Source organism: Streptomyces sp. NPDC003300 (assembly GCF_040610915.1).
Classification (GTDB): domain Bacteria; phylum Actinomycetota; class Actinomycetes; order Streptomycetales; family Streptomycetaceae; genus Actinacidiphila.
The window spans coordinates 16,375-40,916 of sequence record NZ_JBEXNE010000029.1 but is presented as its reverse complement, the minus strand read 5'-3'; the positions used below and the strand labels follow the sequence as shown (position 1 = coordinate 40,916).

25 protein-coding genes are annotated in these 24,542 nt (G+C 71.1%); 11 read left to right on the top strand and 14 right to left on the bottom strand.

What is annotated here, in order from left to right:
• Positions 1-75 precede the first annotated feature (75 nt).
• Both ABZX65_RS30805 and ABZX65_RS30800 read left to right on the top strand, forming a co-directional pair.
• The gene (locus tag ABZX65_RS30805) at positions 76-870 is read left to right on the top strand and encodes a carbohydrate ABC transporter permease (RefSeq protein WP_355347419.1); all 795 of its coding nucleotides are present in this window, start codon (positions 76-78) and stop codon (positions 868-870) included.
• Positions 867-2,417 carry a glycoside hydrolase family 3 protein gene (locus ABZX65_RS30800; protein WP_355347305.1) on the top strand — a complete coding sequence of 517 codons (1,551 nt, stop codon included), beginning with the start codon at positions 867-869 and terminating at the stop codon, positions 2,415-2,417. The genes ABZX65_RS30805 and ABZX65_RS30800 overlap by 4 nt, the downstream gene beginning before the upstream one ends.
• Before the next feature lie 84 nt (positions 2,418-2,501).
• Here ABZX65_RS30800 and nagB read toward each other — a convergent pair whose 3' ends face one another.
• Positions 2,502-3,287 (bottom strand): glucosamine-6-phosphate deaminase, encoded by a 786-nt coding sequence (gene nagB / locus ABZX65_RS30795; RefSeq protein WP_355347302.1) that lies wholly within the window; start codon positions 3,285-3,287, stop codon positions 2,502-2,504.
• An 806-nt stretch (positions 3,288-4,093) separates the two neighbouring features.
• Here nagB and ABZX65_RS30790 point away from each other — a divergent pair.
• Positions 4,094-5,542, top strand: a complete 1,449-nt coding sequence (locus ABZX65_RS30790; protein ID WP_355347416.1) for a histidine kinase N-terminal domain-containing protein — start codon at positions 4,094-4,096, stop codon at positions 5,540-5,542.
• 133 nt (positions 5,543-5,675) lie between these two features.
• On the opposite strand, the gene ABZX65_RS30785 is transcribed toward ABZX65_RS30790, so the two are convergent.
• Both ABZX65_RS30785 and ABZX65_RS30780 read right to left on the bottom strand, forming a co-directional pair.
• Positions 5,676-5,933, bottom strand: coding sequence for a WhiB family transcriptional regulator (locus ABZX65_RS30785; protein ID WP_031520293.1), 258 nt, complete (start codon positions 5,931-5,933; stop codon positions 5,676-5,678).
• Between the two features lie 319 nt (positions 5,934-6,252).
• Positions 6,253-7,221, bottom strand: coding sequence for a diacylglycerol kinase family protein (locus ABZX65_RS30780; protein WP_355347298.1), 969 nt, complete (start codon positions 7,219-7,221; stop codon positions 6,253-6,255).
• Between the two features lie 48 nt (positions 7,222-7,269).
• On the opposite strand from ABZX65_RS30780, the gene ABZX65_RS30775 reads away from it, so the two are divergent.
• Complete coding sequence (locus ABZX65_RS30775; RefSeq protein ID WP_355347295.1) at positions 7,270-7,791, top strand: hypothetical protein; 522 nt, start codon at positions 7,270-7,272, stop codon at positions 7,789-7,791.
• A 158-nt stretch (positions 7,792-7,949) separates the two neighbouring features.
• Here the strand turns inward: ABZX65_RS30775 and ABZX65_RS30770 are convergent, their stop codons facing one another.
• From ABZX65_RS30770 to ABZX65_RS30750, 5 genes are all read right to left on the bottom strand, one after another.
• Positions 7,950-8,954 (bottom strand): SigB/SigF/SigG family RNA polymerase sigma factor, encoded by a 1,005-nt coding sequence (locus ABZX65_RS30770; protein WP_355347413.1) that lies wholly within the window; start codon positions 8,952-8,954, stop codon positions 7,950-7,952.
• Positions 8,955-9,182: 228 nt separating this feature from the next.
• Positions 9,183-9,596 (bottom strand): anti-sigma regulatory factor, encoded by a 414-nt coding sequence (locus tag ABZX65_RS30765; protein WP_188283433.1) that lies wholly within the window; start codon positions 9,594-9,596, stop codon positions 9,183-9,185.
• 196 nt (positions 9,597-9,792) lie between these two features.
• Entirely contained in the window at positions 9,793-10,353 is a 561-nt protein-coding gene (locus ABZX65_RS30760; protein ID WP_355347291.1) for a GNAT family N-acetyltransferase, read from the bottom strand.
• 9 nt (positions 10,354-10,362) lie between these two features.
• A complete protein-coding gene (locus ABZX65_RS30755) occupies positions 10,363-11,097 on the bottom strand; it encodes an AAA family ATPase (protein ID WP_355347288.1) in 735 nt (244 codons plus the stop codon).
• Complete coding sequence (locus tag ABZX65_RS30750; RefSeq protein ID WP_355347410.1) at positions 11,094-11,981, bottom strand: pyridoxal-phosphate dependent enzyme; 888 nt, start codon at positions 11,979-11,981, stop codon at positions 11,094-11,096. The genes ABZX65_RS30755 and ABZX65_RS30750 overlap by 4 nt, the downstream gene beginning before the upstream one ends.
• Before the next feature lie 184 nt (positions 11,982-12,165).
• On the opposite strand from ABZX65_RS30750, the gene ABZX65_RS30745 reads away from it, so the two are divergent.
• Positions 12,166-13,083: a MurR/RpiR family transcriptional regulator gene (locus tag ABZX65_RS30745; protein WP_355347285.1), complete on the top strand. Its 918-nt coding sequence runs from the start codon at positions 12,166-12,168 to the stop codon at positions 13,081-13,083.
• Positions 13,084-13,379: 296 nt separating this feature from the next.
• On the opposite strand, the gene ABZX65_RS30740 is transcribed toward ABZX65_RS30745, so the two are convergent.
• Positions 13,380-15,404 carry an N-acetylmuramoyl-L-alanine amidase gene (locus ABZX65_RS30740; protein WP_355347282.1) on the bottom strand — a complete coding sequence of 675 codons (2,025 nt, stop codon included), beginning with the start codon at positions 15,402-15,404 and terminating at the stop codon, positions 13,380-13,382.
• 251 nt (positions 15,405-15,655) lie between these two features.
• Between ABZX65_RS30740 and ABZX65_RS30735 the strand changes: the two genes are divergently transcribed.
• Together ABZX65_RS30735 and trxA are read left to right on the top strand one after the other, a co-directional pair.
• Complete coding sequence (locus ABZX65_RS30735; RefSeq protein WP_355347279.1) at positions 15,656-16,084, top strand: MerR family transcriptional regulator; 429 nt, start codon at positions 15,656-15,658, stop codon at positions 16,082-16,084.
• Entirely contained in the window at positions 16,081-16,416 is a 336-nt protein-coding gene (gene trxA / locus ABZX65_RS30730; RefSeq protein WP_355347276.1) for a thioredoxin, read from the top strand. The genes ABZX65_RS30735 and trxA overlap by 4 nt, the downstream gene beginning before the upstream one ends.
• Positions 16,417-16,664: 248 nt before the next feature.
• Here the strand turns inward: trxA and sodN are convergent, their stop codons facing one another.
• On the bottom strand, positions 16,665-17,060 hold the full coding sequence (sodN, locus tag ABZX65_RS30725; protein WP_355347273.1) for a superoxide dismutase, Ni: 396 nt from the start codon (positions 17,058-17,060) through the stop codon (positions 16,665-16,667).
• Between the two features lie 140 nt (positions 17,061-17,200).
• Here sodN and sodX point away from each other — a divergent pair, with 140 nt between their 5' ends.
• Positions 17,201-17,626 (top strand): nickel-type superoxide dismutase maturation protease, encoded by a 426-nt coding sequence (gene sodX / locus ABZX65_RS30720; RefSeq protein ID WP_355347270.1) that lies wholly within the window; start codon positions 17,201-17,203, stop codon positions 17,624-17,626.
• Here the strand turns inward: sodX and ABZX65_RS30715 are convergent.
• Positions 17,530-18,162, bottom strand: a complete 633-nt coding sequence (locus ABZX65_RS30715; RefSeq protein WP_355347268.1) for a CGNR zinc finger domain-containing protein — start codon at positions 18,160-18,162, stop codon at positions 17,530-17,532. The genes sodX and ABZX65_RS30715 overlap by 97 nt on opposite strands.
• A gap of 147 nt (positions 18,163-18,309) precedes the next feature.
• Here ABZX65_RS30715 and ABZX65_RS30710 point away from each other — a divergent pair, with 147 nt between their 5' ends.
• Positions 18,310-18,999: a class I SAM-dependent methyltransferase gene (locus ABZX65_RS30710; protein WP_355347407.1), complete on the top strand. Its 690-nt coding sequence runs from the start codon at positions 18,310-18,312 to the stop codon at positions 18,997-18,999.
• An 86-nt stretch (positions 19,000-19,085) separates the two neighbouring features.
• On the opposite strand, the gene ABZX65_RS30705 is transcribed toward ABZX65_RS30710, so the two are convergent.
• From ABZX65_RS30705 to ABZX65_RS30695, 3 genes are all read right to left on the bottom strand, one after another.
• The gene (locus tag ABZX65_RS30705; RefSeq protein ID WP_355347265.1) at positions 19,086-19,853 is read right to left on the bottom strand and encodes an amino acid ABC transporter ATP-binding protein; all 768 of its coding nucleotides are present in this window, start codon (positions 19,851-19,853) and stop codon (positions 19,086-19,088) included.
• Positions 19,853-20,761 (bottom strand): amino acid ABC transporter permease, encoded by a 909-nt coding sequence (locus ABZX65_RS30700; RefSeq protein ID WP_355347404.1) that lies wholly within the window; start codon positions 20,759-20,761, stop codon positions 19,853-19,855. Before ABZX65_RS30700 ends, ABZX65_RS30705 begins: the two co-directional genes overlap by 1 nt.
• A 94-nt stretch (positions 20,762-20,855) precedes the next feature.
• Positions 20,856-21,827, bottom strand: a complete 972-nt coding sequence (locus ABZX65_RS30695) for an ABC transporter substrate-binding protein (RefSeq protein WP_355347262.1) — start codon at positions 21,825-21,827, stop codon at positions 20,856-20,858.
• A gap of 405 nt (positions 21,828-22,232) precedes the next feature.
• On the opposite strand from ABZX65_RS30695, the gene ABZX65_RS30690 reads away from it, so the two are divergent.
• Both ABZX65_RS30690 and ABZX65_RS30685 read left to right on the top strand, forming a co-directional pair.
• Complete coding sequence (locus tag ABZX65_RS30690; protein WP_355347259.1) at positions 22,233-23,495, top strand: NADP-dependent malic enzyme; 1,263 nt, start codon at positions 22,233-22,235, stop codon at positions 23,493-23,495.
• A 77-nt stretch (positions 23,496-23,572) separates the two neighbouring features.
• Positions 23,573-24,535, top strand: a complete 963-nt coding sequence (locus ABZX65_RS30685) for a zinc-binding dehydrogenase (protein WP_355347256.1) — start codon at positions 23,573-23,575, stop codon at positions 24,533-24,535.
• The last annotated feature ends 7 nt before the right edge of the window (positions 24,536-24,542 follow it).

The window sequence follows — 24,542 nt, the reverse complement described above, 5'->3', positions numbered from 1 at the left end:
AGCGGCCCCGCGACCCAGGGCCCCACGGCCGGAGTCGTCTACCGCACTCCGAAGAAGAAGCGCAACGGCTGGAACGTGCTCGGCCTGATCGTCACCGTGATCATGGGCTTCCCGGTGTACTGGATGGTCATCACCGCGCTCCGCCCGAGCCAGGAGATCCTCAGCTACCACCAGAAGCTCTATCCCAGCTCCGTCACGTTCAACCAGTTCAAGCGCGCGATGGACATGCCCAACTTCTGGGACAACGTCAAGAGCAGCGTGATCATCTCGGCGTGCAGCGTCGTGATCGCCATCGGCATCGGCCTGCTCGCGGCGTACGCCATCGGCCGGTTCAAGTTCTGGGGCCGCCGCGGCCTGGTCATCGCGCTGCTGGTGATCCAGCTCATCCCGGCCACCTCGATGCTGATCCCGATCTACATCCAGCTCAACAAGATGGGCGGCCTCAACCAGTACTGGGGCGTCATCGTCGTCTACGCGGCGAGCACCCTGCCCTTCGCCGTATGGATGCTGCGCGGCTTCATCGTCAACATCCCCAAGGAACTCGAGGAGTCGGCGATGGTCGACGGGTGCAGCCAGATGGAGGCGTTCCGCCGCGTCGTCCTCCCGCTGCTCGCGCCCGGCCTGGTCGCCGCGTCGATCTACGCGCTGATGACCGCCTGGAACGAGTACCTGTTCGCCTACGTACTTCTCCAGGACAATGACAAGTACACGTTGAGCATCTGGCTGCTGAAGTTCACCGGACAGCGCGGTACGGACTACGGGGCCCTCATGGCGGGCTCGATCCTGATCGCCCTGCCCGTCGTGATCTTCTTCCTGTTCGTCCAGCGCAAGGTGGCCTCCGGCCTGACCGCAGGCGCGGTGAAGGGATGACCGTCATTACCGTCGACACGCCCGCGGACGTCCTGGCCCGCGACGCCCTCACCGTCCTCCAGCCCGGCTTCCGCGGCACCGAGGCCCCCGACTGGGTGCTGCGGCTGCTCGCCGAAGGGCTCGGCGCGGTCGCGCTGTTCTCCCGCAACATCGAGTCGCCCGAGCAAGTCGCCCGGCTCACCGCCCAGTTGCGCGCGGTACGGCCCGACGTGCTCGTGGCCGCCGACGAGGAGGGCGGCGACGTCACCCGCCTCGAAGCGCGCGGCGGCTCCTCCTTCCCCGGCAACCTCGCGCTCGGCGCCGTCGACGACGTCAAGCTCACCCGGGCCGTCGCCGCCGAACTCGGCCGCAGGCTCGCCGCGTGCGGCGTCAACCTCAACTGGGCGCCGTCCGCCGACGTCAACTCCGACCCCGGCAACCCGGTCATCGGCGTCCGCTCCTTCGGCGCCGAGCCCGAACTGGTCGCGCGCAACACCGCCGCCTACGTGGAGGGAATGCAGTCGGCGGGGGTCGCGACCAGCGTCAAGCACTTCCCCGGCCACGGCGACACCGGCGTCGACTCGCACCACGCGATGCCGCGCATCGACGTCGACCTCGACACCCTGCGCGACCGCGAACTCGTGCCGTTCAAGGCGGCCGTCGCCGCCGGCACCAAGGCCGTGATGAGCGCTCACATCCTCGTCCCGGCCCTCGACCCCGACCTGCCGGGCACGCTCAGCTCCGCCGTCCTCACCGGCCTGCTGCGCGCCCCGCGCGAGCAGGGCGGCCTCGGCTACGACGGCCTCATCGTCACCGACGGCATCGAGATGCAGGCCATCTCCGCCGCGTACGGCATCGAACGCGGCACCGTCATGGCGCTGGCCGCCGGGGCCGACGCGATCTGCGTCGGCGGCGGCCTGTCCGACGAGCAGACCGTGCTCGGCCTCCGCGACGCCATCGTGCGCGCGGTGCGCGAGGGCGACCTCCCCGCCGAGCGGCTGGCCGACGCCGCCGCCCGGGTGCGCGACCTCCAGGTGTGGGCCGCCGAGCGGGCGGCCGCAGCGGAGGGGACCGCGTCCGCCGCCCCGGCAGGGGAGTCCGACATCGGCCTGGAGGCGGCCCGCCGCGCCCTGCGGATCACCCGCCGCGCCGAGTTCACCCCGCTCACCGAGGCGCCCTACGTCGCCGCCCTCACGCCGGTCGCCAACATCGCGGTCGGCGACGTGACCCCCTGGGGCATCGCCGCCGACCTCGCCAGGCTCCTGCCGGGCACGGTCACGGGCACCTACCCCGGCCGCGAGGTGGAGGAGCTGGGCGCCGAGGCGTTCGCCGCCGGACTCCTCGACGAGGCCGGCGACCGTACGATCGTCGTCGTCGTCCGCGACGCCCACCGGCACCGCTGGATGTCCGAGGCGCTCGCGGCGGTCGTCTCCCGCCGCCCAAGCACGGTCGTCGTGGAGATGGGCGTGCCCCAGGCGCCCGCCACCGGCGCTCTCCACATCGCCACCCACGGCGCGGCGCGCGTCTGCGGCACGGCCGCCGCCGAGGCCATCGTGGGCTCCGTCTGACGCGGGCTCCGTCTGACACGACAGAGCGCCGGACGGACTGCGATCAGTCCGTCCGGCGCTCTTTCGCGTTCCGCCGGGCAGGCCCTAGACGCCCTGCCAGGCGGGCTTGGCCGCGAAGGTGGCGCGGAAGTACGGGGCCAGCTTCAGCTTGGAGGCGGCGGCCTCGTCCACGACCACGGTGGCGTGCGGGTGGAGCTGGAGCGCCGAGGCGGGAACGACGGCGGCGACGGGCCCCTCGACGGTCTGCGCGACGGCCTCCGCCTTGCCCTCGCCGGTGGCGAGCAGCACCAGGTGCCGGGCCTCCAGGATGGTGCCGATGCCCTGCGTGATCACGTGGTGCGGCACCTGCTCGATGTCGCCGTCGAAGAAGCGGGCGTTGTCGACCCTGGTCTGCTCGGTGAGCGTCTTGATCCGGGTCCTGGAGGCGAGCGACGAACAGGGCTCGTTGAAGCCGATGTGCCCGTCGGTGCCGATCCCCAGGAGCTGGAGGTCGACGCCGCCGGCCGCGGCCAGCGCCGCGTCGTACGCCTCGCAGGCGGCCTGCACGTCGTCGGCGGCCCCGTCGGGCCCCATGAAGGACTTCTCCGACAGCCCCAGCGGCTCCACGACCTCCCGCAGCACGACCGAGCGGTACGACTCCGGGTGGCCGGTGGGCAGGCCGACGTACTCGTCGAGCTGGCAGACGCGGGCACGGGCCGCGTCGACGGCGCCCGAGCGGACCTTCGCCGCCAGCGCCTCGTAGATGGGCAGCGGGGTGGATCCGGTGGCCACGCCGAGCAGAGCGTCCGGCTTGCGGCGCAGCAGCGCGGCCATGGCCTCCGCGATCAGCTCGCCGCCTGCCGCGGCGTCCGGGACGATGACAACTTCCACGCTGGGCCTGCCGTTCTGGAGGGGACTTGTGTGGTATAGACCAATCTAGCAGAGCAGGGCCCCGTCGGCGCTGCGCCGGGGCACCTCTGCCCGCCACCGCTCGGGTGCGGCTGCGCGTGGCGCTGAGCCCCTGGGCCACGTGTGCGCGAGGTGGGTGCGCCGGTAGCCAGCGAGCCGAAGGGCGCGCCGGTGTTGAAAGGGAGAACGCGCACAGAGAGCGAGGAACGAGCGAACGAGCACGATCGACTGTCGACACCGGGCTTAAGCGCCCGGAGGCGAGAAGGCGGCAATAAAAAGGGAATTACGGCGCCCCCACAAAAGACGGCTCCCACCCCACGGCGCCCCCACAAAAGAGCCCGCCCACAAAAGAGCCCCCCGAAAAAACCCACGGGCCGCGGTGCGCAGCGGGGACCCTCAACCCCGCCGGCACCGCAGCCCGGAGCAGCCGTCGGCGCCTGGCCGGCGGGGTGTGCGGTTCCCCCCGGCGCGATGGGCCGACCTTGAGGTCAGGGCGTAGTCAGGGCAGAGAACGCCTTGCCTCGGTCCGTCCTCCTGTGCGGGGAGGACGGAGGTCTGATGCCACGCGTGTACGCGACACACGAGGTGTCACGTTCGACGCGCGGTACGCGCCACGCGTGGTGTCACGCTTCATTGTGGACTAGACCATTCGGCCTTGTCTACGGTTCCCGGCGACGCTTCCTCGCCAGGCCCCCGGCGGGTCGATGCACCCTCCAGCGAAATCATCTCCGAAAACGGCTCGTCCCGCACCCCCCTCCCCGGCCGGTACGCTCACAGGCGTGCCCTCCATGAACGACCTCGTACGCGAGCACACGGCCCTCGACGACTCCGACCTCGAATGGCTTCATCTGCTCGTCTCGGAGTGGCAGCTGCTCTCCGACCTGTCCTTCGCCGACCTCGTGCTGTGGGTCCCCACCCGCGACGGCACCCGGTATGTGTCCGTCGCGCAGATGCGGCCGAACACCGGGCCGACCTCGTACCAGGACGACATGGTCGGCCACCTGGTGCCGCGCGGGCGGCGTCCGCTGCTGGACATGGCGCTCGACGAGGGCCGTATCGTCCGCGAGGGCGACCCGGAGTGGCGCGAGGAGGTGCCGGTACGGGTCGAGTCGATCCCGGTGCGCCGCGACGGCCGGGTCCTCGGGGTGATCGCGCGCAACACCAACCTGCTGACCGTACGCACCCCCAGCCGCCTCGAACTCACCTACTTGCAGAGCGCCAGCGACCTGGCCCAGATGATCGCCCAGGGCGCCTTCCCGTTCCCGGCCGAGCAGGTCGACATGGACGCCTCACCGCGCGCCGGTGACGGCCTGATCAGGCTGGACGCGGACGGGCTCGTGCAGTACGCCAGCCCCAACGCCCTGTCGGCGTACCACCGGCTGGGCCTGGCGGCCGACCTGGTCGGCCACCACCTGGGCAAGGCCACCGCGGAACTGGCCCCGGCCCGCGGCCCGGTGGACGAGGCGCTGGTGAAGCTGGCCAGCGGCTGGGCGCCGCGCGAATTCGAGGTCGAGGGCGGCGACGGCGTCATCCAGCTGCGCGCGATCCCGCTCAAGCCCAAGGGCGTCCACACCGGTTCGCTGGTGCTGCTGCGGGACGTGACGGAACTGCGCCGCCGCGAGCGCGAGTTGATGACCAAGGACGCCACCATCCGGGAGATCCACCACCGGGTGAAGAACAACCTCCAGACGGTCGCCGCGCTGCTGCGCCTCCAGGCCCGCCGGATGGACTCCGACAACGCCCGTGAGGCGCTGGAGGAGGCGGTCCGCCGGGTCGGGTCGATCGCCATCGTGCACGAGACGCTCTCCCAGACCCTGGACGAGCGGGTCGAGTTCGACGAGATCGCCGACCGCGTGCTGTCGATGGTCGCGGAGATCTCACCCGGCCGGGTCACCCCGCGCCGCACCGGCCGGTTCGGCATCCTGACCGCCGAGATCGCCACTCCGCTGTCCATGGTCCTGACCGAACTGCTCCAGAACGCGCTCGAACACGGCTTCGGGCCGGGGGAGTCGGGCACGGTGGACGTCACCGCCACCCGCGGGCGGGAGCGGATCACCATCTCGGTGCAGGACGACGGCCGGGGCCTGCCCGACGGCTTCGACGCCCAGGAAGCGGGCAACCTCGGCCTCCAGATCGTCCGCACCCTCGTGGTCGGCGAACTGGGCGGCACCTTCGACATGGTCCCCGCCGAGCCGCGCGGCACCCGCGTCGTCCTCGAACTGCCCCTGGAGAGCTGAGAGTTCGCCCTTCCTCCGCGAGGGGACAGCAAAGGACCCCGACCTGGAAGGTCGGGGTCCTTCATGATGCTGTGTGCTGCGCGTGTTGGTGGGTGCTGCGCGCTGCGGCTCGGGGGGAAGCGGTAAGTGCGCGTCAGGCGCTGGCGTTGCGGGCCCGGTTGCGAGCGGCGCGGCGCTTCATCGCGCGGCGCTCGTCCTCGCTGAGGCCACCCCAGACACCGGCGTCCTGGCCACTCTCCAGCGCCCACTGCAGGCACTGCTCCATGACGGGGCAGCGGCGGCAGACGGCCTTGGCTTCCTCGATCTGCAGCAGCGCAGGACCGGTGTTGCCGATGGGGAAGAAGAGCTCGGGATCTTCCTCGCGGCAAACGGCGCGGTGACGCCAGTCCATGGCTGCTCCAACTCCTTGTGTGACAAGCACGTTGCTTGTGAATGTGAACGCTTTCACGAATCCCTACGCAGGCAACGGGACGCCGCCCAGTCTTCACTGGTGCTGGTCCCGCTGAGTGAGGTAGAAGATTCGGGCTCTCAAGGGGGTCGTTGTCAGACCGTCCCGAGCGCCACCTAGAGACTCGCAAACCTCGGCTGGAGATACAACCCCTTCAGAGAAGTTTTTTTGGATTCCTCGGTGTCGCCTCGGTCACAGCCGTACTTCCATGGGGTGCAGGGCAGTCTAAACGTTCGAGTAAAAGGACTTTAGGCTCTTCGACTTACACAATCACACGCAGTGCACGGCGTACGCCTGTGAAGGTCGCGCTCGTTCGCAGCCCCAGGTGGTCACCGTCCACCTGGAAGGGCAGTGCCGCCTGCGATTGCAAGGTGAAGTCGGTCAGGTCGTGGAGCGCCAGCGCGTTCTTCCCGCGCGGTCCCCGCTCCGGAGTGGAACGGAGCAATTGCGCCGAGTAACGCGTGGCAGAGGCCATGGACATCTTTGTCACGCCCAGCAGATCGAGGGCGGTGTCGAAGGACGCGCCGGGGGAGGCGTACACCGGTCTGTTCCCGAGATAGGTCCACGGCGAGGTGTTGCAGATTATCGCCATCGCGAGCCCCGACACCGGTTCGCCGTCCGGGCGTTGCAACGAGATCGTGCCGTGCCTGCGGTGCGGATCGGCCAGAAACTGACGTGCGACCTGGCGCAAATACAGCGCGTGCGTGGAGCGCTTGCCCAACTCCCGCTGCTGTTCGACCCGTCCGACCACCCCGGCGTCGAACCCCAGACCCGCGCAGAAGGTGAACCAGCGCGGCGGCACCCCTTCGTCCTCGGTGCCCGGCGTCCCGCTCACCAGACCGAGCCCCACCGTCCGCGAGGACCCCTCGCGCATCGCGTCCAGCAGCGCGCCGGTCGCCTCCACCGCGTCGTTGGGCAGACCGAGCGCCCGCGCGAAGACATTGGTGGACCCGCCGGGCACCACCGCGAGCTGCGGCAGCGCCTCCGGGTCGGGGCCGTGGTGCAGCAGCCCGTTCACCACCTCGTTGACCGTGCCGTCGCCGCCGAGGGCGACCACCAGGCCCACCTCGCCGCCTTCCGCGGCCCGCCGCGCGAGGTCCCGCGCGTGCCCGCGGTACTCGGTCGTCGCGACGTCCAGCTTGAGGTCGCTCGCCAGTGCGGTACTGATCACATCACGCACCCGCGCGCTGGTGGTGGTGGCGGCAGGGTTGACCACGAGGAGAGCGCGCATGGTCGACAGCGTACCTACCGTCTGGTACAGCGGGCTACGCTGGCCGGTGTGAGCCAGCCCTCGAAGAAGACGCGGAAGCCGCCTCAGCGGGTGGCGGAGAAGATGCAGAAGTTCGTGCCGCCGATGCGCGAACAGCCCACCGAGCGCGAGCGGGAGGCAGCCGCCGCCGCGAAGGCCGCCGCCGACGCGGACGCGGGACCGCCGCCGCTGCGGCTGACCGCCGCTGCCGCCGTCGCCGCCGTGGAGGGCCTGGCCGTGGTCGCCTGGGGCGTCACGATGTTCTTCGGCGGCTCGGGCAAGGCCGTGCTCGCCGGGCTGCTCGTCCTCGTCCTCGCGGGCTTTCCGCTCGGCGCCGCGTACGGGCTGCGCAAGGCCCGCCGGTGGAGCCGCGGGCCCGCGCTGATCATCCAGCTCCTGTCGCTGCCGATCGCCTGGACGCTGCTGCACAGCGACGGCGGCGGCTTCGTCGCGGGCGGCGCGGTCCTGGGCGCCCTCGCCCTGACCTGCCTCGTCCTCCTGGCCCACCCGGCCACCACGGACGCCCTGGGAATGAGCCGGACGTCGTCCTGACAGCCTGGACGTCGTCCTGACAGCCGGAGACGTCGTCCTGACGGACCGCGCGTCCTGACGGACCGCGCGCCCCGGCGGTCCGCGGCCGGCCTCTCGCGGGCGTGCGGGTCCCGGTCGCCCCGGGCGGGCCTGATGGCCGGCCGCCCGCCCGGCGAGGGCTACTCCTCGATCAGCAGCTTGTCCCGGAGCTGGGCCAGCGTGCGGGCCAGCAGACGCGAGACGTGCATCTGCGAGATGCCGACCTCCTGGGCGATCTGCGACTGGGTCATGTTGCCGAAGAAGCGCAGCAGCAGAATCGTCTTCTCACGCGGCGGGAGCTGTTCCAGCAGCGGCTTGAGGGACTCGCGGTACTCCACGCCCTCCAGCGCCTCGTCCTCGGAGCCGAGGGTGTCGGCGACGGCCGGCGACTCGTCGTCGGTGTCCGGGACGTCCAGCGAGAGCGTGCTGTAGGCGTTGGCGGACTCCAGGCCCTCCAGCACCTCCTCCTCGGAGATCTTCAGGTGCTCGGCCAGCTCGTGCACCGTCGGCGCCCGCCCGTGCCGCTGGGACAGCTCACCGGTCGCGGTGGTCAGCGCCAGCCGCAGCTCCTGGAGGCGGCGCGGCACCCGTACCGCCCAGCCCTTGTCCCTGAAGTGACGTTTGATCTCGCCGACCACGGTGGGGGTCGCGTACGTCGAGAACTCCACGCCGCGGTCCACGTCGAACCGGTCGACGGACTTGATCAGCCCGATCGTGGCCACCTGCGTCAGGTCGTCCAGCGGCTCACCGCGGTTGCGGAACCGCCGGGCCAGGTGCTCGACGAGCGGCAGATGCATCCGTACGAGCTGATTGCGCAGCTCCGCGCGCTCGTTGGAGCCCTCGGGCAGCTTGCTCAGCTCGACGAAGAGGGCGCGGGCGCCCGCCCGGTCGTGCGGGTCGTGCGCCTCCCGCTGCTCCTCGCGGTCGGATTCCCGGTCGGGCTCCTGGTCGGCTTCCCCGTCGGACCGGGGCTCCGCCTCCTGGCGCGCGGAGGGGGGCCCGGCCGGCTCCGCCTGCTGCTCCGGCGGCGCGTCCCGTCGCTCGGGCGGCTCGGGCTGTCCGGGCCGCTCCGGCTGCTCGCGCTGGTCCTGCTGCTCCATGGGGTCCGCCTGCTCCGCCTGCTGCGCCGCGTCCATTCCGTCCATACGGTCGTCCGTGCGGGTCTCCCCGCCGGGTTCGGGGTGCTGCCTGGCCGTGTGCCGCCGCCCGGCCGGCCCCGCGGGATCGGGTTGGGCCGGTACGGAGGCGCGGCCGTGCACCGCGGGCGACTGACGCGCGTCGTGCGCGTCGTCGTGGCCCGCGGGCGTGCCGGGGTCTTCACCCCGGGATAGCTCAGCGCTCATGGCGATTCCCCGTCTTCCCGCACGCGAGAGTCACGACAGCCCTGGACCGGCGCCGCGCTTCTTGTGGAGGCTGATGCTGACGGTCTTGTCCTCGGCGACGGTGGAGTCCACCTCGCCGGCCAGTGCCGACAGCACCGTCCACGCGAAGGTGTCCCGCTCCGGCGCCCTGCCGTCGGTGGTGGGCGCGGAGACGGTCACCCACAACGAGTCCCCGACGAGCCGGAAGACACAGCTCAGGACGGACCCGGGGACGGCTTGCTGCAACAGGATCGCGCACGCCTCGTCCACGGCGATCCGCAGATCCTCGATCTCGTCGAGGGTGAAGTCCAGCCGTGCCGCGAGTCCGGCCGTGGCCGTGCGCAGCACTGACAGATAGGCTCCCGCCGCGGGCAGCCGGACCTCGACGAAGTCCTTCGACCCGGGCTCGCCTGCGATCTGGGACACCCTCACCTCCACGGTGGCACACAGTGATTGCTCTGGTTCGCAGCGACGCTATCGCGATCCGTACCCCGCTGTCGCCCGGACGGCGCACGGTAGGGGAACGGTACGGTATCCGTATCTCTGTCACCCATGGTAAGCGCACGAGCACGGACCGTGGGTAGTGGTCTGCCGACTCAATTCGCATGAGAATCCGCCCGGTTCACCGAGCGTGCGCCAGCGCGGCCAGTTCGGCCAGCGCGGGGCCGGAAAGCCGCTGTACGGTCCACTCGTCCTGCGGGTGGGCGCCGATGGAGCGGTAGACGCCCAGCGCCTTCTCGTTCCAGTCGAGGACCGCCCACTCGAAGCGCTCGTAGCCGCGCTCCACGCAGACCGCCGCGAGCGCGGCCAGCAGCGCCTTGCCGTGCCCGCCGCCGCGCGCCTGCGGGCGTACGTACAGATCCTCCAGGTAGAGGCCGGGGGTGCCGGTCCAGGTGGAGAAGTTCCGGAACCACAGCGCGAAACCGACCACGGTGCCCGCGCCCGCGCCCGAGTCCGAGCCCGCGCCCTCGCCCTCGCTCGAGCCGTCGTCCGCACCGTCCGCCGCGGGCTTCGCGGGCTCCTCGGCGATCAGCGCGTGCGCCACCGCGTCGGGGCCGAACAGGGCCGCGTGCAACTGCTCCTGCGTGGCCCGCGCCTCCTCCAGCGCCCGCTCGTACTCGGCGAGTTCGCGGATCAGCGCGTGGATCACGGGGACGTCGTCCGGGGTCGCGGTGCGGATCATGCCACCAGGTTACGGCTCGATGATGTGACGCAGGTAAGCGCGGGGGTCGGCCAGATAGCGACGCCAGTGGTCGACGATCGCCAGGTCCTCCCAGGCCGTCTCGCGCACACCGCGCTCGCCCACCTCCAGGATGGCCGCGTCGGGGGTCGCGGTGAGCAGCGGGGAGTGGGTGGCGCAGATGATCTGCGCGCCGGAGCGGCCCAGCTCGTGCATGAGGCCCACCAGGTGCAGACAGGCCGTGAACGACAGCGCGGACTCCGGCTCGTCCAGCACGTACAGGCCCACCGGGTGGCTGAAGCGCTCCCGGAAGGCGAGCAGGAAGCCCTCGCCGTGGCTCATGGACTCCACCGGCAGGAATTCGCGGCCGAGCGCGTCCATCGCGGTCTCGGCGCGCAGGAAGAAGCCGCGGCGGCCGGTACGCGGCCCGCCGAGCATCCGGCCGCCCGCCGCCGTGGTGTCGAAGCGGATGCGCTCGCCGAGCGGGGAGCGGGGGCGGTCCGAGACGTAGCGGTAGCCCGCCCGGCCGCCGTGCGGGTCCAGGCCGAAGCCCTCGGCGATGGCCTCGACCAGCGTGGACTTGCCCGAGCCGTTCTCACCGACCAGGAAGGTGACGGGCGCGGTGAAGCGCAGCCCGTCGCGCAGCAGCCCGGCGACGGCCGGGACCGACCACGGCCAGCGGTCCCCGCGGAACTCGTCGTCGCCCTCGGCGGCGGGGATGTGCGCGTACGCCCTCTCGATGATCATCCGGTCCCTCCGGGGTCGGTGCCCGTGATCACCGCGGCCACCCGGGTGCCCGGCGGGAAGACGCCCTCCTCGGCCAGGGAGTGGACGCCGTGCAGCATCTTCGCCACGTAGACCGGCTCGGGGCGCAGTCCGTGCCGGGCGGCGAAGTCGGCGGCGAAGGCGTCGAGTTCGGGGGTGGTACGGGCGTAGCCGCCGTGGTGGAAGCGGTCGTCGAGGCGCCACCGGCCGCGTCGGCCGCCGAACGCCTCCTCCTGGAGCCGCAGCACCTCGGCGGCCAGGAAGCCGCCGCCGCGCAGGACGGGGAAGCCGATCGCCTCCGCCCGGCCGAGCCCGGCCGCGAGCCCGGCCAGGGTGCCGCCGGTGCCGACGGCGACCGCCACCACGTCGGCCTCGCCGTCCAGCTCGCGCCCCAGCTCGGCGGCGCCGACGGCCGCCAGCGCGTTGCTGCCGCCCTCGGGCAGCACATAGGCGGGCCCGAACCGGTCGGTGAGCGCGGCCAGCGTCTCGGGCTCGGCCTTGCGGCGGTACGTGGCCCGGTCGACGAATTCCAGCCGCATCCCGTCGGCCGCGGCCCGTGCCAGCGAGGGGTTGAGCGGCCGGTCGGCCAGTTCGTCGCCCCGCACGACGCCGACGGTGCGGAAACCGAGCAGGCGACCGGCCGCCGCCGTCGCCCGCAGGTGATTGGAGTAGGCGCCGCCGAAGGTGAGCAGCGTGGTGTGCCCGGCCTCGGCCGCCGCGGCCAGATTCAGCCGCAGCTTGCGGTATTTGTTGCCCGGCAGGTCGGGGTGGATCAGGTCGTCCCGCTTGAGCGCGAGCCGCACCCCGCGGGCGGCCAGGCGCTCGTCCGCCACCTCGACGAGCGGCGACGGCAGCCGGGCGTCCAGCGGGTCGGCGGCACCGGAGCCGGCGGATTCCGGGGCGGCGGGCGGCGGTAGGGTCACGCCGACATTGTCACCCGGACGTGTGACATTCGCCGGGGGCGGCCGGGTGCCGCGACGATCCCCTGACGGCACAAGAGAATCCTCCCGGCAGGTCCCACGCGGAGGATTCACGGTGCATTCTTTCCCCGTGCACGAAAAAGTCCCGGGACGACCGGCCACCAGAGCAGCCAGCGTCACTGCGGCCAGTGACGCCGGTGACGCGCTCACCGCCACGGTGCGGGGGCTGCTGCCCTCGCTCACCCCGGCCGCCGCCAGGATCGCCTCGCTGATCGTGGAGGATCCGGCGCAGGTCGCGCGCAGCACGATCTCCGAGCTGAGCGCCCTGGCGGGCACCAGTGAGTCGTCGATCGTCCGCACCGCGCGGGCGCTGGGCTTCGCCGGGTACCCCGAGCTGCGGCTGGCGCTGGCCGCGTCCGCCGCCCGGCAGGCGCCGCGCTCCACGCTGACCTCCGGGATCACCGAGGACGACTCGCCCGCCGAGGTGATCGCCAAGCTCGTGCACACCGAGTCGCAGGCGGTGCTGGAGACCGCCACGCAGCTCGATCCCGAGCAGCTCGCGGGCGCCGTGAAGGCCGTCTGCGGCGGCGGGCAACTGCACATAGCCGGGGTCGGGGCGTCCGGTCTCGTCGCCCAGGACCTCCAGCAGAAGCTCGCGCGTATCGGGCGGCCCTGTCACGCCCACGGCGACTCACAGTCGGCGCTCACCAGCGCCGTGCTCCTGGGGGCGGGGGACGTCTTCCTCGCCGTCTCGCACTCCGGGGAGAGCCGTGACGTCCTCGCGCCGTTGCGGCGCGCCGCCGCCGAGGGCGCGACGACCGTGGTGATCACCAACCACCCGCTGTCCACCGCCGCCCGGCTCGCCGATTTCATTCTCGTCTCGGCGGGCCGGGAGACGACGTTCCGTCCCGGCGCCATGGCCAGCCGCATCAGCCAACTGGTCGTCGTCGACTGCTTCTTCGTCTGTGTCGCCCAGCGCACCTTCGACACATCCAGCCGCGCCCTGCGCGTCACACACGCCGCCCTGGAGGGCGACCGCACCGGCTGACCCCGGTGGGTGCCACCCGCCCCGCCGGGCCAGTCCGGTTGTCCCCGGACCACCGGCCGGTGGTGGGTTGCTCGCGCAGTTCCCCGCGCCCCTGAAAAGCCCGGCTTGCCCGGACGGGGAACTGCGCGCTCAGCCGAAGCGCTTCCGCAGGTCACCGCCCGCCCCGGTGGGGCAGTTCGGTGGTGGCCGGGCCACCGGCCGGTGGGGGCGGGTGGCGCAGTTCTCCGCGCGCCGGAAGAACCCGGCTTGCCCGGATGGGGAACTGCGCGCTCGGACAGGGCGGGCTGCAAGCCAAGCTAGTGGGCCGCGATGACGTCGACGTCGGCCGCGTTCACGAAGGCGACGCGGTGGTTGTAGACGATCTCGTACACCTTGGTCGTGCCGACGAAATCGTGCTGGTCGTACGGGGCGGAGCCGTCGTAGTAGATGGCGAAGTAGGAGTCGGTGTACTCGGCGGGGCCGGCGGAGACGTAGGACTGGCCGGCCGGGATGGTGTATTTGGCGCGGGCGAGCTGGGCACGGGGGGCGACGCCGCCCTCGAAGGCCACGAAGTCCGGCGGGTAGACGGAGGCTTCGGGGTAGGCCGTGGTGTAGACGGGGATCGAGGTCTTCCCGGCCTTGGGGACGATGCGGGACGCCTTCACCGGGACGGTGGCCGGGTGTTGCGCGGAGTCCTGGAGCCACGCCTCGGTGCCGCCCCACCAGATCGCGGTCCAGCCGGGCCTGCGCTCGGCGACGACGTACTGCTCACCGGCCGGTGCCTTGTCGCCCCAGTCGTTCATCGCGGTGGTGCCCGCGCTGCCGTCCGGGTGCAGATACGGGTCGGCGACCAGCGGCGCGCTCGTGCTGGGCGCGGTGTGGAGCGGTACGAAGCTCGACGGCACGTCGGTGGACGTCACCGGGCAGTCGAAGGCGCGGTACGGGCCGGGGAACTGCTTGTAGCCCTGCACGTCGTCGCAGTACGTGGTGGTCTGCTTGTTGCGCGCGTAGCCCGGCTTGATGGCGACGACGGCGCTGCCCGGCTTGGCGGTCGCGCGGATCGGCGCGCCGAGCAGGTCGAAGAAGTGCTCCCAGTCCCAGCCGGGTCCGGGGTCCCAGTGCTGGGTGGCGACGCCGCTCTCGGTGCCGCCGGGGATGTTGTCGTGGCCGAGGATGTGCGCGCGGTCCAGCGGGATGTCGTACTTCGCCGCGAGGTAGCGCACGAGCCGGGCGGTGGAGCGGTACAGGTTCTCGCTGTACCAGCTCGCGCCGTGCGTCGCCCAGCCCTCCTGCTCGATGCCGATCGAGTGCTGGTAGAAGGAGCGGTTCGCGCTGTCCCACGCGATGTCCTTGGTGGGGATCATCTGCGTGACGTGGCCGTCCTGCGAGCGGACGACGTAGTGCGCGCCCGCCGCGTAGGTCGGGTCGCGGAAGAGGTCGAGCGTGCCGTCGTACGTCTCGTCGGTGCTGTGCAGCGTGATGTAACGGACGTCGAGGTTGCCGTGGGGGCGGTCGGCGAGGTCGTGGCTGCCGTAGTCCGCCAGGTCCGACGGGTCGAGCAGGGTGTACGCGCCGGGTATGAAGTCGCAGTTCAGCGACGTGGGGCACTCCGGCTTCCGAGAGCTCTTGGGCGGAGTGACCTCCTTCAGGCCCAGCTTGCGCACGTCGTCGCGGTTCGGGCGCAGGTGCCCGGTCGGCGCGAGGGTGATGTGCTGGCCGTCCTGCGTGGTGCGGGTCGCGCCGGCGCGCATCGTGTCCCACACGCCGTCGGCGAAGGTCTGCGCGACCTTGTTCTCGGTCGACTGGCTGTAGCGGGCGGCGGCGGCGTACCAGCCGTCGATGTCACGCGGCAGCCTGCCGTGGCCGTAGCCCTTGGCGTACGAGGCGAGGAGCGCGGCGCCGCCGCGGATGTTCAGGGTCTCGTCGCTCTGCACGGCGGCGGTGTCGGTGCCGAGGAGTCCGGCCGCGACGGCGGCGGTGTGCTCGGCCGGGGCCTTCAACAGGTCGGCGTAGCGCGGCGACTGGGTGGTCAGGCCGTCCGCGTCGAGTTCCCCGGCGGTGAGGTTCGTCAGGTTCATCGGGCCGTATCCGGCCTCGGCGTTGGACTGCCCGGCGTGTGCCTCCCACCGGGTCTCGTAGAAGGACACGGCTTCCAGTACGGGCAGCGGTACGCCGAACTCGTGGGCCGCCGCGGTGAATTCCGCCTGCCGGGCGGTCCGCGGGTCGTCCGCCGTGGCGGAGGTCGTGGTGACGGCGGTCACCGAGAGGCCGGCCAGCAGGGAGAGCGCGGCGGCCACGGTGAGGGTTCTGCGGCTGCGCGGTTGTCTGAGCGGGCGGTGCATCCGTGCTCCTCGCGTGTGCGTGGGTCTGCGTGGTGGGGCTGTCGTCCGGGGGTGTTCGGGGGCGTGTGCGGGCGTATGCGGGGGCGTGCGGGGCAAAACTGTCGGGGGTACGTCAAGAAACTGCTCCGCGCAGCCTGTCGAGCCGGACTGGCAGTAAGCAACCACCTGGACGTAAATCTTGGAACTTTTTGCCAGCGCGGCCGGAAATCGTCCTGGCCTTGACGCGTACGTCAAGGTCTAACGTCGTCCGTATGCGCATCGGCGAACTCGCGGAACGGGCGGGCACCACCACCCGGACCCTCCGCTACTACGAGTCCCTGGGCCTGCTGCCGCCGGCCGACCGGTCGGGCAACGGGTACCGGTCGTACGACGAGGAGCATCTGCGGCTGCTGGAGCAGATCCGGGTGCTCCAGGACTTCGGCTTCGGCCTGGAGGAGACCCGGCCGTTCGTGGACTGCCTGCGCGCCGGGCACCCGGCGGGGGACACCTGCGCCGCCTCGCTGGAGGTCTACCGGCGCAAGCTCGCCGAGCTGGACGCGGTCGTCGACCGGCTCCAGGAGGTACGGGCCCAGGTCGCCGCCCAGCTCGCCCGCGCGGAGCTGGAGGCCGGGCCGGGCGGGGTGGGGAACGCCCCCGAGCCGATGTGCGAACTGTCCGTCAGTGAAAGGGATTCACCATGACCAGTACCGCCACATCCGTCCCCGCCGTCACCGACGCGACCTTCGCCGCCGAGGTGCTCGGCTCCGACCTGCCCGTCCTGGTCGACTTCACCGCCGACTGGTGCCCGCCGTGCCGGATGATCGCCCCGGTGCTGGCCGAGATCGCCGCCGAGGAGTCGCACCGGCTGCGGATCGTCCAGCTCGACGTCGACACCAATCCGGCGACCCAGGCCGCGTACGGCGTGATGTCGATGCCCACGCTGCTGCTGTTCCGCGCGGGCGAGCCGGTCAAGGTGCTGGTCGGCGCGCGCCCCAAGCGGCGGCTGCTCCAGGAGCTGGCCGACGTCCTGTGAGCGGGCGCCCCGAGACAAAAAGCCCCCGTCCGCCGGTACGGGGGACCTGACGGACGGGGACGTTCTGTGATCGTGCCGGTTTCCTCCGGCGCTACATAAGAGTGCGCCGGACGGCACGATGTGACAGCCCATCGCTGTGGCGCACGCCACATTCTTGAATGATGACGGGGACTAGAAAAACGCCCGCGCTCGGCCGTATGGGTGACGGCCGGGCGCGGGCGGTTGACGCTCCGGGGTGAACCGGGGGGTCAGGCCTGCTTGGTCTCCCAGAAGATCTTGTCGATCTGGGCGATGTAGTCCAGGGCCTTCTGCCCGGTCGCCGGGTCGTTCGACGCCTTCGCCGCGCTGAGTGCCTTGAGGGTGTCGTTGACGAGCTGGTGCAGCTCCGGGTACTTCTCGAAGTGCGGGGGCTTGAAGTAGTCGCTCCAGAGCACCGAGACGTGGTGCTTGGCCAGCTCCGCGCGCTGCTCCTTGATCAGAACGGCACGGGTGCGGAAGTCCGCGTCCTCGTTGGCCTGGTACTTCTCCTGGACCGCCTTGACGGACTCGGCCTCGATGCGGGCCTGGGCAGGGTCGTATACGCCGCAGGGCAGGTCGCAGTGGGCGCTGACCTTGACCTTGGGCGCGAACAGGCGAGTGAACATGGCTGTCCTTCCTCGTGATCGTCTTTCCACGTGGGAGATTACTCCCTGGGAGAGTCGTTTTCTCGGGTGCCCCAGGTGGCTTAGGACAAAAGTCTGGTGCCACTCTGGGGTCGGTGGAGGAACGAACCAGGAGGCGCAGGATGCGGGAGCAGGGGGCCAGGCTGTCGTGGCAGTTGGTCGAGGTCACTGGTCCGTCGATGGCACCCACGCTGCTGCACGGGGACTGGCTGCTGATCCAGCGGATCGCCAGTGGCGCCGAGCAGGTGCGTGAGGGCGACGTGGTGGTGCTGCGGCACCCGTTGCAGCAGGACCTGCTGATCGTCAAGCGTGCCGTGGAGCGGCGCGAGGGCGGCTGGTGGGTGCTGGGCGACAACACGTTCGTCGAGAACGACAGCCGGGAGTTCGGCGCGGTGCCCGACGAGCTGGTCATGGCGCGTGCGCGGGGCCGGTTCCGGCCACCGGGCGAGGTTCAGCGGTCGGTGGCGGGGGCGGCCTCCTGGGCGGCGTCCTGCGTGCGGCTGCTGCGGCCCGACCGGTCGTTCTCCAGGCGCTTGCGGGCCCGGTAGGCCGCGACGTTGGCGCGGGTGGCGCACCGGTCGGAGCAGTAGCGCCGGGAGCGGTTGGTCGACGTGTCCACGTACGCGTTGCGGCACGGCGCGGCCTCGCAGATGCCGAGCCGGTCGACGCCGAGCGTGGTGAGCTGGACGGCCAGGCCCATGCAGGCGGTGGCCGAGTACGACGCGCCGGCGTTCGCCGCGTGGTCGGCGAGGTGCATGTGCCAGTCGGGGCGTCCCGTGGCGTCGTCCGGATAGTCGTGCCCGGAGATCTGCGGGCTGACCGGGAACTCCAGCATCAGCGCGTTGAGCAGGTCCACCGCCCGGACCTCGTCGCCCTCGTCGGCGGCCTCGAAGATCCCGCGCAGCCGGACGCGTACCGCCCGCAGCCGGGCCACATCGGCGTCGACCGCCCGCGCGGCGGCCTGCGTACCGGCGCCGATCAACTCCCGTACGGCCTCGACCGAGGTCAGCGCGTCCGTGCCGCGCTTGGGCTCCTCGGTGTTCACGAGGCGCACGGCGTATTCCGAGTAATAAGCCAGTTCCACTTGTGGTCCTTACTGGGGGCGGTCTAGTCTCGGTAATGGCTGAACGGGCTATCAGGGTATTACGAAACGGAGGCTGGTGTGGCTGTGGCGACGGAGAGTGTCTGGCAGGACTGGCAGCGGAGCTGGGACCGCCAGCAGGAGTGGTACATGCCCGACCGCGAGGAACGCTTTCGGGTGATGCTGGACATGGTCGAGGCACTGGTCGGCACCGCGCCCAGGGTGCTGGACCTCGCGTGCGGTACCGGAAGTATCACGGACCGGCTGCTCCGGAGGTTCCCGGCGGCCAGGAGCACCGGCGTCGACCTGGACCCCGCGCTGCTCGCCATCGCGGCCGGTTCCTTCGCCGGGGACGACAGGGTCACCCTCGTGACCGCCGACCTCAAGGACCCGCGCTGGACCGAGAAGCTGCCGCACGACTCGTACGACGCCGTGCTCACCGCGACCGCGCTGCACTGGCTGCACAGCGACGCGCTCCGGACGCTGTACGGGCAGCTCGCCGGACTCGTGCGCGAGGGCGGGGTCTTCCTCAACGCCGACCACATGCCGGACCCGGCGACCCCCGTCCTCAACGCGGCCGACCGCGCGCAGCGGCACGCCCGGATGGACCGGGCCAAGGCCGAGGGCGCCCTGGACTGGAGCCAGTGGTGGCAGCTCGCCGCCGCCGACCCGGTGCTCGCCGAGCCCACCGCCAGACGGTTCGAGATCTACGGCGAGCACGCCGACGGCGACACCCCGCCGCTCGAATGGCACGCGCGCACACTGCGCGAGGCGGGCTTCTCCGAGGCCCGGGGCGTGTGGAGTTCGCCCAGCGACGCCCTCGTGCTCGGCCTCAAGTAGCCCTGATCGCGCGGGAGTTGACGCCGGGCGTACGACGGAGGGGGTACGGGCCCGAGGCCCGTACCCCCTTGTGGTCCCGCGTCGCGTCACAGTACCTTTGATAGAAAGGCCCTCGTGCGCTCGTGCTGCGGATTGCCCAGCACCTCCCGGGGATGACCCGACTCGACGACGACACCGTCGTCCATGAAGACCAGAGCGTCGCCCACCTCACGGGCGAACCCCATCTCGTGCGTGACCACGATCATCGTCATGCCGTCCTCGGCCAGCCCCCGCATCACGTCGAGGACGTCGCCGACCAGCTCCGGGTCGAGCGCCGACGTCGGCTCGTCGAACAGCATCAGCTTCGGCTCCATGGCCAGCGCCCGCGCGATGGCCACCCGCTGCTGCTGCCCGCCGGAGAGCTGCGACGGGTAGTTCGCCGCCTTGTCGCCGAGGCCGACCCGGTCGAGCAGCCGTACGGCGCGCTCCCGCGCCACCGCCTTGGGCTCCCGCTTGACCTGGACCGGACCCTCCATGACGTTCTCGATCGCCGTCATGTGCGGGAAGAGATTGAACCGCTGGAAGACCATCCCGATGTCCCGGCGCTTGGCCGCGACCTCGCGGTCCCGCAACTCGTGCAGCCGGTCGCCCTGCTGCCGGTAGCCGACCAGTTCGCCGTCGACCCACAGTCGCCCGGCGTTGATCTGTTCCAGGTGGTTGATGCACCGCAGGAAGGTGGACTTGCCGGAACCGGAGGGACCGATCAGACAGAACACCTCGCGGGGCGCGACCTCCAGGTCGATGCCCTTGAGAATGTGCGCGGCGCCGAACGACTTGTGGACGGCCTCCGACTTCACCATCGGCTGGACGCTCATCAGGCCACCTTCGGTCGGCGCAGGGTGGACAGGTTGGACATGACCTTCTGCCACGGCGTGAGCGGCAGACTCCGCAGCGAGCCACGCGCGTAACGCCGTTCCAGATAGAACTGGCCGACGCTGAACACGCTGGTCAGCACCAGGTACCAGACGGAGGCCACGAACAGCATCTCCATCACGGCGCCGGAGTCGGACCCGATGTCGGAGGTGGCGCGCAGCACTTCGGTGTACTGCACCACCGACACCAGCGAGGAGGTCTTCAGCATGTTGATGAACTCGTTGCCGGTCGGCGGGATGATCACGCGCATCGCCTGCGGCAGCACGATCCGCCGCATCGTCCTGCCGCCGGTCATGCCGAGCGCGTGCGCCGCCTCGGTCTGGCCCTCGTCCACCGACTGGATGCCGGCCCGCACGATCTCCGCCATGTACGCGCCCTCGTTGAGGCCGAGGCCCAGCAGGGCGGCCACGAAGGGGGTCATGACGGCGACGGTGTCGTTCTTGTAGATCGGCCCGAGGTTGATCACCGGGAAGATCAGCGACAGGTTGAACCACATCAGGAGCTGCACGTACACCGGGGTGCCCCGGAAGAACCAGATGTACAGCCAGGACACCGCCCCCGTCACCGGGTTCTTCGACAGCCGCATGACCGCGAAGAGCACGCCCAGCACCAGGCCGAGCGCCATCGAGCACACACTGATCAGGACGGTGTGCCACAGACCCTTGAGCACCTGCTGGTCGAAGACCTTGTCCCCGACCGTGCCCCAGATGACATCACCCTGCGAGAACGCGTAGACCAGCCACCCCAGCAGCACGACCACCACGACGGCGCTGACCCAGCGCCCGTAGTGCCGTACCGGGACCGCGCGGATGGCCTCGTACGGCGTGGCCGGCCGTGTGTCCTTCCGCAGCGGGTCCCGCGGCGGGGTGTCCCGGGGCGGGGCGTCCTGCGGCGGGGTGTCGCCCGACGGTTTCTCGAAGGGGGTCGGTGTGCCCGATGCCACGTCAGGAACCGCCGTTGATCGCGGCCGACGCGATGGCGCCGCTGCTCGCGTTCCACTTCTGCAGCACCTGCGCGTAGGTGCCGTCCGCGATGATCGCGTCCATGGCCGCCTTCAGCGCGTCCCTGAGCTGCGTGTTGTCCTTGCTGACCGCGATGCCGAACGGACCGGCGTCGGCGGGGGAGCCCGCGACCTCGAAGTCGTTGCCGTTGCCGGACTTCTGCGCGATGTACGCGGCCACCGGCGTGTCGTTGAGGTCGGCGACCGCGCCGCCCGCCTTCACCCGGGTCTGCGCCTCGGAGTCGGTGTCGAACTTCTGGATCGTCAGACCCTTGGAGCCGCACTCCTTCTTCTGGGCCTCGAACGCGTCGTCGTAGATCGTGCCGCGCTGGACGGCCACGGTCTGCCCGCACACGTCGGCCAGGGACTTGACGCCCTTAGGGTTGCCCTTCTTCACCAGCAGGGAGGAACCGGAGGTGTAGTAGTCGACGAAGTCGACGCCCTTGCCGATCTTCTTGCCCTTGTCGTCCAGACCGCCCTGGCGGGCCTTCGTGTCGCTCATAGCGGACATCACGATGTCCGAGCGGCCGGTGTAGATGGAGGTGATCAGGCCGTCGAACTTGCCGTTGGTGAACGTGAAGGTGACGCCGAGCTGCTTGGCCAGCGCGTCCGCGATGTCCGGGTCGATGCCGACGATCTTGCCGTTCTCGGTCTGCTCCATCGGCGCGTAGGAGGCGTCCGTGCCGACCTTGATCGTCTTGGAGTCCTGGTACTTCTGGGGGAGCTTCGAGAAGAGCGGGGCGACCGCCGAGGTCGCCGAGGACCCCGTCCCACTAGGGGTGACGGTGTTCGCGGGCTTGTCCTTCTTGGTCTGGTCGCCGCATCCGGTCAGTACCAGAGTGCCGGCGACCGCTATGGCGGCGACCGCGGTGAGACGAGTGAGAGCGGCCGAACGCCGGGTCGTACATGCGGTCATCGCTGTGTCCTCCTGCGGAAGTGAGGGGGTCGTGCAGTGGACATGGCACACGCCATCGAGTACCGCCACCGTGTGTGATCTGTGCATCTTGCCATCCGGACACCCCCGGGCAGGGTTCCCGTTGTGTCAAAATCGGATAACGGGCGATCCCCGGGCCTCCACCAGGCCGGCACACCAAGGCCGGACCACGCGGAGGCCATGCCGATCAATTCCCACTCGTCGCCGGAACCGACTTCCGGTAGAACGGGTCCTCACCCCTCATCCGGGGCCCATGGCGTGCGTGCGGCGCGCCTGGCGTCGGCCGTCACCTTGCTCACTCGTACCTGGTGACGCGGATGCCGAGCCCACCTCCACCCCCTTCGGGCGGAGTACCCTCATTCATCATTCAGACAAAGGGGTCAAAAAGTGGCAGCGGAGATCGTCAATCCCCGGACCGATGCGGACAGTACGGACAGCGCCGACAGTGCGGACGGCGCCGACCGTGCGGACGGCATGAGCGGTACGGACGACGCGTTCCCCATCGATCCGGTCTTCGCCCTGCACCGCGGCGGCAAGATGGAGGTCACCTCGACCGTGCCGGTCCGCGACGCCGACGACTTGTCGCTCGCGTACACACCCGGTGTCGCCGAGGTCTGCACCGCCATCGCGAACAAGCCGGAGCTGGTGCACGACTACACCTGGAAGTCCCAGGTCGTCGCGGTCGTCACCGACGGCACCGCGGTGCTGGGCCTGGGCGACATCGGCCCCGAGGCGTCCCTGCCGGTCATGGAGGGCAAGGCCATCCTCTTCAAGCAGTTCGGCGGCGTCGACGCCGTGCCGATCGCGCTGGCCTGCACCGGCGTGGACGAGATCGTGGAGACCGTGGTCCGGCTCGCCCCGTCCTTCGGCGGCGTCAACCTGGAGGACATCTCCGCCCCCCGCTGCTTCGAGATCGAGCGCAAGCTCCAGGAGCGGCTGGACATCCCGGTCTTCCACGACGACCAGCACGGCACCGCCGTCGTCACCCTCGCCGCGCTGCGCAACTCCTGCACGCTCACCGGCCGTACCCTCGGCGACCTGCGCGCGGTCATCTCCGGCGCGGGCGCGGCCGGGGTCGCCATCGCCAAGATCCTCGTCGAGGCGGGCATCGGCGACGTCGCCGTCACCGACCGCAAGGGCATCGTGCACGCCGGACGCGACGACCTGAACCCGGTCAAGCGCGAGCTGGCCTCGTATACGAACAAGGCGGGTCTCACCGGGCCGTTGGAGGCCGCGCTGGACGGCGCCGACGTCTTCATCGGGGTCTCCGGCGGTACGGTCCCGGAGTCCGCGGTCGCCACGATGGCCCGTGGCGCGTTCGTCTTCGCGATGGCCAACCCCACGCCGGAGATCCACCCGGACGTCGCGCACAAGTACGCGGCGGTCGTGGCGACCGGGCGCAGCGACTTCCCGAACCAGATCAACAATGTGCTCGCCTTCCCCGGGATCTTCGCGGGCGCCCTCCAGGTGCGCGCCTCGGCCATCACCGAGGGGATGAAGATCGCCGCCGCCGAGGCGCTGGCCGCCGTCGTCGCCGACGAGCTCTCGCCGCAGTGCGTCATCCCGTCGCCCTTCGACCCGCGGGTCGCCCCCGCCGTGACCGCGGCCGTCGCGGCCGCCGCGCGGGCGGAAGGGGTGGCGCGCCGCTGACCGCCGCCCGGGGTGCGCGGAGCGTCACATGCCGTGGCGGTTCCTCGGGCGCCGGGACCGACCGTAGGGTCGACGGCATGTATGCCGCATACGCCGCACGTATTGACGCCGACAAGCCGTTGAGCGGGTTGGAGTTGGGGGAGCGGCCGGAGCCGTCGGAGCGCCCCGGCTGGACCACCGTCACGGTCAAGGCCGCCTCGCTCAACCACCACGACCTGTGGTCGCTGCGCGGGGTGGGCCTCGGCCGGGAGAGCCTGCCGATGATCCTCGGCTGCGACGCCGCCGGGATCGACGAGGACGGCAACGAGGTGGTGCTGCACTCCGTGATCGGCCAGACCGGTCACGGGGTCGGCCCCACCGAGCGCCGCTCCATCCTCACCGAGCACTACCAGGGCACCTTCGCCGAACGGGTCTCCGTACCGGCCTGGAATGTGCTGCCCAAGCCGAAGGAACTCTCCTTCGAGGAGGCGGCCTGCCTGCCGACCGCGTGGCTGACCGCGTACCGCATGCTCTTCACCAACGCCGGGGTACGGCCGGGCGACGCGGTCCTCGTGCAGGGCGCGGGCGGCGGTGTCGCCACCGCCGCGATCGTGCTGGCCCGCGCCGCCGGGCTGCGGGTGCACGCCACCAGCCGGGACGCGGCCAAGCGGGAACGCGCGCTCGAACTGGGCGCGCACGCGGTGTACGAATCGGGCGCGCGGCTGCCGGAGCGGGTGGACGCCGTCATCGAGACCGTCGGGGCGGCGACCTGGTCGCACTCGGTCAAGTCGCTGCGGCCCGGCGGCACGCTCGTCATCTCCGGCGCCACCAGCGGGCAGAATCCGCCCGCCGCCGAGCTGAACCGGATCTTCTTCCTGGAGCTGAAGGTGGTCGGTTCGACCATGGGCTCCAAGGAGGAGCTGCGGGACCTGCTGGCCTTCTGCGCGGCCAGCGGCATTCGGCCGGTGATCGACTCCGTACTGCCGCTGGACCGCGCCCGCGAGGGCTTCGAACGGCTCGCCGCCGGGGAGCTGTTCGGGAAGGTCGTGCTGACCGTGTAAGCGGCCC

Bases quoted from the DNA above. Each gene is read 5' to 3' on its own strand.
- ABZX65_RS30740 (WP_355347282.1), bottom strand. From the start codon at position 15,404: ATGCACCGCCCGCTCAGACAACCGCGCAGCCGCAGAACCCTCACCGTG.
- ABZX65_RS30710 (WP_355347407.1), top strand. From the start codon at position 18,310: ATGCCCGACCGCGAGGAACGCTTTCGGGTGATGCTGGACATGGTCGAG.
- sodX (WP_355347270.1), top strand. From the start codon at position 17,201: ATGCGGGAGCAGGGGGCCAGGCTGTCGTGGCAGTTGGTCGAGGTCACT.
- ABZX65_RS30685 (WP_355347256.1), top strand. From the start codon at position 23,573: ATGTATGCCGCATACGCCGCACGTATTGACGCCGACAAGCCGTTGAGC.
- ABZX65_RS30780 (WP_355347298.1), bottom strand. From the start codon at position 7,221: ATGCGCGCTCTCCTCGTGGTCAACCCTGCCGCCACCACCACCAGCGCG.
- ABZX65_RS30755 (WP_355347288.1), bottom strand. From the start codon at position 11,097: ATGATCATCGAGAGGGCGTACGCGCACATCCCCGCCGCCGAGGGCGAC.
- ABZX65_RS30735 (WP_355347279.1), top strand. From the start codon at position 15,656: ATGCGCATCGGCGAACTCGCGGAACGGGCGGGCACCACCACCCGGACC.
- ABZX65_RS30695 (WP_355347262.1), bottom strand. From the start codon at position 21,827: ATGACCGCATGTACGACCCGGCGTTCGGCCGCTCTCACTCGTCTCACC.
- trxA (WP_355347276.1), top strand. From the start codon at position 16,081: ATGACCAGTACCGCCACATCCGTCCCCGCCGTCACCGACGCGACCTTC.
- ABZX65_RS30705 (WP_355347265.1), bottom strand. From the start codon at position 19,853: ATGAGCGTCCAGCCGATGGTGAAGTCGGAGGCCGTCCACAAGTCGTTC.
- sodN (WP_355347273.1), bottom strand. From the start codon at position 17,060: ATGTTCACTCGCCTGTTCGCGCCCAAGGTCAAGGTCAGCGCCCACTGC.
- ABZX65_RS30770 (WP_355347413.1), bottom strand. From the start codon at position 8,954: ATGGACGGAATGGACGCGGCGCAGCAGGCGGAGCAGGCGGACCCCATG.
- ABZX65_RS30785 (WP_031520293.1), bottom strand. From the start codon at position 5,933: ATGGACTGGCGTCACCGCGCCGTTTGCCGCGAGGAAGATCCCGAGCTC.
- ABZX65_RS30760 (WP_355347291.1), bottom strand. From the start codon at position 10,353: ATGATCCGCACCGCGACCCCGGACGACGTCCCCGTGATCCACGCGCTG.
- ABZX65_RS30800 (WP_355347305.1), top strand. From the start codon at position 867: ATGACCGTCATTACCGTCGACACGCCCGCGGACGTCCTGGCCCGCGAC.
- ABZX65_RS30790 (WP_355347416.1), top strand. From the start codon at position 4,094: ATGAACGACCTCGTACGCGAGCACACGGCCCTCGACGACTCCGACCTC.